General features: G+C 57.8%; 9 protein-coding genes. 1 reads left to right on the forward strand and 8 read right to left on the reverse strand.

Annotated elements, in window-relative coordinates; genetic code table 11:
* A partial coding sequence (locus JWR14_RS20275) for a J domain-containing protein (RefSeq protein WP_299710429.1) occupies positions 1-657 on the forward strand: 657 nt, incomplete at its 5' end.
* A 635-nt stretch (positions 658-1,292) separates the two neighbouring features.
* On the opposite strand, the gene JWR14_RS20280 is transcribed toward JWR14_RS20275, so the two are convergent.
* From JWR14_RS20280 to JWR14_RS20315, 8 genes are all read right to left on the reverse strand, one after another.
* Positions 1,293-1,697: a PIN domain nuclease gene (locus tag JWR14_RS20280; RefSeq protein WP_299710432.1), complete on the reverse strand. Its 405-nt coding sequence runs from the start codon at positions 1,695-1,697 to the stop codon at positions 1,293-1,295.
* On the reverse strand, positions 1,694-1,888 hold the full coding sequence (locus JWR14_RS20285) for a type II toxin-antitoxin system VapB family antitoxin (protein ID WP_047895290.1): 195 nt from the start codon (positions 1,886-1,888) through the stop codon (positions 1,694-1,696). Before JWR14_RS20285 ends, JWR14_RS20280 begins: the two co-directional genes overlap by 4 nt.
* Before the next feature lie 201 nt (positions 1,889-2,089).
* Positions 2,090-2,356 carry a helix-turn-helix domain-containing protein gene (locus JWR14_RS20290; protein ID WP_299710438.1) on the reverse strand — a complete coding sequence of 89 codons (267 nt, stop codon included), beginning with the start codon at positions 2,354-2,356 and terminating at the stop codon, positions 2,090-2,092.
* A gap of 86 nt (positions 2,357-2,442) precedes the next feature.
* Positions 2,443-2,733 carry a type II toxin-antitoxin system RelE/ParE family toxin gene (locus tag JWR14_RS20295; RefSeq protein ID WP_299710441.1) on the reverse strand — a complete coding sequence of 97 codons (291 nt, stop codon included), beginning with the start codon at positions 2,731-2,733 and terminating at the stop codon, positions 2,443-2,445.
* Entirely contained in the window at positions 2,730-3,038 is a 309-nt protein-coding gene (locus JWR14_RS20300) for a type II toxin-antitoxin system RelB/DinJ family antitoxin (protein WP_299710444.1), read from the reverse strand. The genes JWR14_RS20295 and JWR14_RS20300 overlap by 4 nt, the downstream gene beginning before the upstream one ends.
* Positions 3,039-4,067: 1,029 nt before the next feature.
* The gene (locus JWR14_RS20305) at positions 4,068-5,333 is read right to left on the reverse strand and encodes an MFS transporter (protein WP_299710447.1); all 1,266 of its coding nucleotides are present in this window, start codon (positions 5,331-5,333) and stop codon (positions 4,068-4,070) included.
* A gap of 40 nt (positions 5,334-5,373) precedes the next feature.
* Positions 5,374-5,937 (reverse strand): isochorismatase family protein, encoded by a 564-nt coding sequence (locus JWR14_RS20310; RefSeq protein WP_299710450.1) that lies wholly within the window; start codon positions 5,935-5,937, stop codon positions 5,374-5,376.
* A gap of 107 nt (positions 5,938-6,044) precedes the next feature.
* On the reverse strand, positions 6,045-6,475 hold a 431-nt coding region (locus JWR14_RS20315; RefSeq protein WP_299710453.1), incomplete at its 5' end, for a MarR family transcriptional regulator.

Raw genomic sequence — 6,475 nt, forward strand, 5'->3', positions numbered from 1 at the left:
CCCGAGGATGTACTGCAGCGCGCCCATGCGCAAATGGAACAGCTGCAGGCACAAGATGCACTCGAAAATCAGGCTCGGGAAGCGCGCCGCGCCAAACGAAAAAAGACGCCCAGGCAACTCGCAGCAGAGGCACGAGAACAAGTTGAGCAGGCCGAACTGAGCTTATCCATCCGGGAGGTCTATCGCAAACTGGCCAGTGCCTTGCATCCCGACCGCGAAACCGATCCGCAGGAACGTGAGCGCAAGACCACCCTGATGCAGAGGGCCAATCAGGCATATAGCAAAAATAGTCTGTTGCAATTGCTTGAATTGCAGTTGGAGTTAGAACACATTGACCAGAGCGCCATCAACAACATCGGCGAAGACCGGTTGAAACACTACAACAAGATTCTGAGGGAACAGGTCGGTGAACTCGACCACGAAATCCTGCATGTCGAGAACGGATTCAAGCACAGCTACGGAATTCCGCCCTTCATCGACGTGTCGCCCGGCACCATCATGCGCAATCTTGCCGCTGATATCTTCTCGCTAGAGGAGAGCCTCCAAGCCCTTGAACATGACCTGCTCGTATTCGACAACATCAAGCAACTGAAGGACTGGTTAAAGTCGGTAAAGCGGTCATTGGCCACGCCGCGTTTCGACGACATGCCGTTCTAGGGGAGCGCCGCTCCTCATGCTTCTTCTGTAGTGTGGTGAAACACCGCTTACAGTGGCATCTACGAGGGGCACCCAACCGCTTTTGCGTGATCAAATGAGGAACTGGCGGTGCTGCACGATCAGCGTATCAATCCGGTGATGCCGACGCCGCGCTCCGAGCGTGCCAGCGCCAAAGCCGCGCGCCACCGTACCGACAGTCTGCATACGCTGCTGCAAGACCTCGCCACGTTGACCTATGATTTACCTCCACCCCGGTCAATCCACAGATCAAGATCGTCATTACGACCCGTCCCGCACCGTTGCAGAGCAACGTCTTTGCGCTGCTTGGAATCGACCCCGGCTGTCCCCAGTAATCGACCCCGTCGTTTGAAAACCTCTCAACGCTTTAACAGGTTAACTCGGGCGCCAGGTCAAACTTCGGTCTAAAAGCAAACTGGCAGCGTCGATGCTCCTTCCGAACGCAGTGTCGACGCCCGATAGCGCCCGCCCAAATTCATTGAACCGGCAACGTCACTGCGCGCGCAACACGAAGAGTTCTTCGTCGGCGACACAAACGGGCGAAACAAACGATGCGGCCGCTCCAAATCCTGGAAGCAGAATACAGTCGTGAGTTGCGGACGCAATCCTCGCCCTGATCAGTCGTCCAGTGCCGCTGATCTAAGGCCTAGGTAATCGACAAAAGGATTGAAGTCCCTGTCGCTGAACAGCAGCGAAACGCCATTCTCGATGCAGTAAGTTGCGATCAGCGTATCGATGGTTTTCCGGATCGTCACGCCCTGCGCTCTCAAGGCACGGTAATTTCGCGCAGCCTGAACAGCGTTATCAGGGCCGACGAGCGACGCAACGCTCAGGTGCGTCGTCATCAGTTGTCTGGCTGTGTTGAATTCGGACTCGGCCGAGAAGCCCTGCAACACTTCTGCCACGATCAGGTCACCGGTCAGCAGCGCTTCCGTGCTCAGCAAGGCATCTAGTTTGTCGGTTTCCGGCGAGGTCACGCCCCGAAAATAATCGATCCAGACGCTCGAATCGACGAGCGTCATCGATCCGTTCTCATCGCATCAAGATCGCCTTCCCAGTGAAGCTTCCCCCGGAACTGGCGGATCTGTTCCTGTTGCTTGAGCCTGATGATCGTCTTCAGGCCGAGTTCGACAGCCTCCCGCTTGGTCTTGATGCCTGTCGCGGCAAGCGCTTCGGCCATTAGCCTGTCGTCGATTTCGATATTGGTGCGCATGGCATACCTCGCAATGTGTATGGTGTCTTTAAATTATACACATCTAGGATATTACGCAAATTCTCATTCGAGCAGTCGGATTTTTGAGTTGCTGACGGAGGAAGTCATCGAGCATCTGGTGTTTAGCCTGATGGAGGGCAAGCGACATCCGTCCCCGTTAGGCTCATCCAAATGCTGCCGCCCAGTCAAGTGCGGCCGTCGTTACCGTGCTGACGCGGCACGCTCAGCCGTCAGTTCAGGATGCTTGATAATCGAACGCAACAGGCACCGTACTGCGCCCGACGGCGCGAAGCGGCCCTGCTCCCAATCTCGCAGAGTAGCGACCGGCGTACCAATACGCTCAGCAAACGTAGATTGGCTCATGCCAGACGCTTCACGCGCCTTAGCCTCCTCAAGCGCCTGGCGCAGATCCGGCAGCGGCTCGCCGGCATCGGCTTCGATGGCCTTGATAATTTTCTCGATGTTCATCACACTGATGAGACAAAATAAGTCGTATAGCCGCAATAAAGTTGTATAGCGCCGCGCTCCCCTAAGGAGTTACCCGGCGGCCACGGTTAATCCAACATGTCATCAGGCCATAGCTGCGCACAGTGCAACACGCGCAGGATGCGCACTGTATCGCCCGTGATGCGATAGGCCGCGATATACGGTGTTTGGCTTATAACCAGTTCGCGAGTGCCCTCGATGCGCCCCGGACGGCCAGTCTCGGGAAACTGCAGTAGTTGCCCGACTTGCACACGGATCCGATCATCCACGACGACGGCTGCACGCGGGCCGTCCTCTTCGATGTAGTCAAAAATTCCGTCGCGATCCTCTATTGCGAAAGCTGACCATTCAAGCCTCACGCGTCACCTTCACCGGCTTTCCGAAGCGCGGCCGCGCGACGCTTGGCGAAATGGGCTTCGACTTCCTCGTGTGGAATAGCTGGGCGCGGATCGTCCAATGCCTCCTGCACTTTCGCGCGGAACCATGCGTCATGTGCCGCTGGGTCGGTCGCAAAGGCGAACGGCAACGCACCCTCGTTGGCAATGCGCGTCAGCAGGATACGCACGGCATCCGAGACGGTCAGTCCCATGTTGTCGAGCACCGCAGCCGCACGCTCTTTCAGCGCAGGGTCGATGCGCGTTTGCACCAATGCACTCGCAGCCATGGCGATTACTCCTCTGTGGTACGTAGTAGTTCCAGAACCCTCATTGTAATACGTTTGCATTACATTTGGTATTTACCTATGCGTACGTATCTGGCGATTGTCACAATAATGCTAACTTTCGCGACAAGGCGAGGTGAGTGGTGTTTCGGCCCGGCCAGCGTGTGAGGTGCTCCAGCGCGGAACACTCAACGGTCCGGCAAATTGCAGCTCACTTTTCGCCGGTTTTCCTTTTCAATTCAACGAACCCACTATACGACCTGGTCGAGCGACGTCCAGCTGTAACCGAAAAATCCTGATAAATCAGGAGCGGCACTGTGCAACTTTATTTTTAATCAACACACGCCACTTTTCGGATGTCCTTGGGGGAGCAAGTTCTCGCGCTCGGCCTTGGCATAGACCGCCACGAGCAACACGATTTCCTCGTCGGTCTGATTGAAGTAGATCACGCGGGAGCCGCCAGACTTGCCAGTACCTTCGCGCTTTCAGCGAACCCTACGAGCGCCATCGGCGCCCGGGATCACTTCCCCCGCATCAGGGTTTGCGGCGATCCAGGTGATCAAGCCGTAGCACTCGGCCTTGGACCAGACACGCTCGGCTTACTTCAGGAAGGTCGGGGTTTCGATCACGGTCCGGATAATTTGATGCTATACGGGATTCCCGTATAGCATCAAACCGAGCTGTCGAAAGTCTTGCCCTGCAGTCAAAGAGGGCGGATGCGTTGCCGCAGCCCTTCGGGTAGAAAATTGGAGCAAACACCTTGACCAAAACTTGACCAAAGTAGGCAAAAATTGCCCTCAAAAGGGCTTAAAGCTCAGTCGGTTTGCGGAAGGCTACCACTGCAAGTCGTTGATTTTACTGAACTTATATTTTTGCCAATTTGCTGCGGACGGGACTCTTAATCCGTAGGTCGACAGTTCGAATCTGTCACGCCCCACCAAGGTTTTAAAAGGGTTTGCAGGCTTTTAGCTTGCAAACCCTTTTCATTTTGGGCTCTCGTTTATCACCTGGGACGTTCAAAAATGCCCCCTCTCAAACCACCGCCTCTCCCTCATCGATACTAAATCGCACCCTCCCCGCATCGATAAACACCCTCAACTGCCGATACCTCACCAAATACCGCACCCCAACAACAGCCGCCGCAAACCCCGCCGCAGCGGCAACGCCAAGCGCCCAACGCGGGCCGAACGTATCGGCGACCCAACCTACAACCGGCGCGCCCAAAGGCGTGCCGCCCAACGCAATCGCTAAAAAGATCGCCATCACGCGGCCGCGCATGGCGGGCTCGGTGGAGAGCTGCATCGTGCTGTTTGTCGTCGTGGTGATGGTTTGCGCGGACACGCCAATGACCACAAGCGCAAGACCAAAGAACCCATAGCTCGGCGCGATCGCCGCCAGCGCACAGCCGGCGCCGAAGACCGCAGTACTGCCGAACAACACAGCAATCCGCGGCTTCGCCCGTCTCGCCGCGAGCAGCGCGCCCGCAATCGTTCCGATCGCCATGATCGATGTCAGGAGTCCGTATTGACTGGCTCCGGCATGAAAGACAGTGACGGACATCGTGGAGATGAAAATCGGAAAATTGAGCCCGAACGTGCCGATCAGAAACAGCATGAGCAACACCGCTTTCAGGTCCGGCCGCTTCCAGACATATCGAAACCCTTCAGCAAGACTCCCGCGCGCGCGGACTGCCCGTTTGCTCTGATGAAATTCACCCACACGAAGAAACCCCAGCGAGCAGAGCACCGCGACAAACGAGGTCGCGTTGATCAGGAACACCCACCCGGTCCCCACCGATGCAATCAGCACGCCGGCAATGGCAGGCCCAATCATTCGCGCCGCGTTGAACGATGTGGAGTTCAGTGCGACTGCATTTGACAGATCGGTTTCACCGACCAGTTCCGCAACGAAGGTCTGACGCGCGGGGGCATCGAACGCACTTACGCTGCCGAGCAAAAACGCAAACAGGTACACATGCCACAACTGGACCCATCCAGCGACCGTAAGAATACCCAGTCCAAGCGCGAGTGTTCCCAACACCGCCTGAGTGCCCATCAGGAGTTTGCGGCGATCGAGATGATCGGCCGCAAAGCCCGTGAAGGGCAGCAAGAGAAGATGCGGGCCGAACTGGAGCGCCATGACCACGCCGACCGCGGTCGCATTGTGGTGAGTCAGTTGTGTGAGCACGAGCCAATCCTGGGCCGTACGCTGCATCCACGTTCCTATGTTGGAAACGATCGCGCCGCCGGCCCAGACCCGGTAGTTGAAGCTGTTCAGCGAGCGGAAGGTGCCTTTCACCGGACGACTTCCGAGGCTGCTATCTCCGCGCTTGAAGAACTCACGCGCGGGTGCTGCCGAGCAGGTCGATAATCTCCCGGCTCGTGCCGGTCTCGCCCAGTCTTGGGAAGATCCGCGTGATGCTGTTGGTGTGGGCATCGGCATTCAAGTCAGTCATGGCGTCGATGGCCAATGTCACGTTGAACCCAAGCTCGTGCGCATATCGTGCGGTCGACTCGACACCAACACTGGTCGCCACCCCGGCGATAACGACTTGCGTGACACCCAGCTTCTTCAGATGTTCATCGAGACCGGTATTCGTGAACGCGCCCCACGTCCGCTTTGTGACGATGTGATCGTCCGGCTGCTGCTTCAGCTCGGGGACAAGATCGGCCCAATCGGCGGGAAGCCCGGCAAGGTTACGCGCCTGCTCGGAGCGGCCCGGCGCGCCGCCGGCAACGTTGACGAGCACGACGGGCAATCCGTGGCTACGAAACGCGTCAAGCAACTCGCTGGCGTGCTTGACGACTTCATTGACGGGTTGCGCGGTCGGAAGCGCGACGATGCCCTTCTGCAAATCGATGATTACAAGAGCCGTTTTCGGGTCGAGCGTGGTAATTGTCATGGTGTTTTCCTTCATGCGAGTTGGACTGCGACGCGCCCTGCAACCTGGCGCGGCAAAGGGAATTGAGGAGCCGGCGACACAGCTTCTGCCGCGCTGGCCTGCGTCAGTCACGAATCGACGAGCCGGTTGAGCAGCGCCACGGTGGTCGCAAGTTCTTCTTGCTCCACGAGCGTGAGCTTGGTTCGAATGGCACGGAACAACCAGTCTTCCCGGGCTGCGCGGCTCGCCTTGATCCATTCACGGCATGCATCGGTGAGGGACAAAATGGTCTGACGTCCGTCGGCGGGATCCGGTGCGCCGGTCACAAACCCGGCCGCCTCAAGAACGGACACGGTGGCGCCCATGGATTGCGGGCGCACACCTTCAGCGCGCGCGAGCGTAGTGACGGTCGCGGGACCTTCACGCTCCAGGCGGCTAAGGGCTGACATCTGGGACAAAGTGAACTCTCCCAAACTTGCCTCTTCGCGTAACCGCCGCTTCAGCTTGCCAAGTACCACGCGCAATTCCCCCGCGACAGCATGCGCGTGCGCGACTTCGG

Source organism: Caballeronia sp. (genome assembly GCF_028292365.1).
GTDB lineage: Bacteria > Pseudomonadota > Gammaproteobacteria > Burkholderiales > Burkholderiaceae > Caballeronia.

Coding starts and splice junctions, on each gene's coding strand:
- JWR14_RS20290 (WP_299710438.1), bottom strand. CDS start 2,356: ATGAACATCGAGAAAATTATCAAGGCCATCGAAGCCGATGCCGGCGAG.
- JWR14_RS20300 (WP_299710444.1), bottom strand. CDS start 3,038: ATGGCTGCGAGTGCATTGGTGCAAACGCGCATCGACCCTGCGCTGAAA.
- JWR14_RS20310 (WP_299710450.1), bottom strand. CDS start 5,937: ATGACAATTACCACGCTCGACCCGAAAACGGCTCTTGTAATCATCGAT.
- JWR14_RS20285 (WP_047895290.1), bottom strand. CDS start 1,888: ATGCGCACCAATATCGAAATCGACGACAGGCTAATGGCCGAAGCGCTT.
- JWR14_RS20280 (WP_299710432.1), bottom strand. CDS start 1,697: ATGACGCTCGTCGATTCGAGCGTCTGGATCGATTATTTTCGGGGCGTG.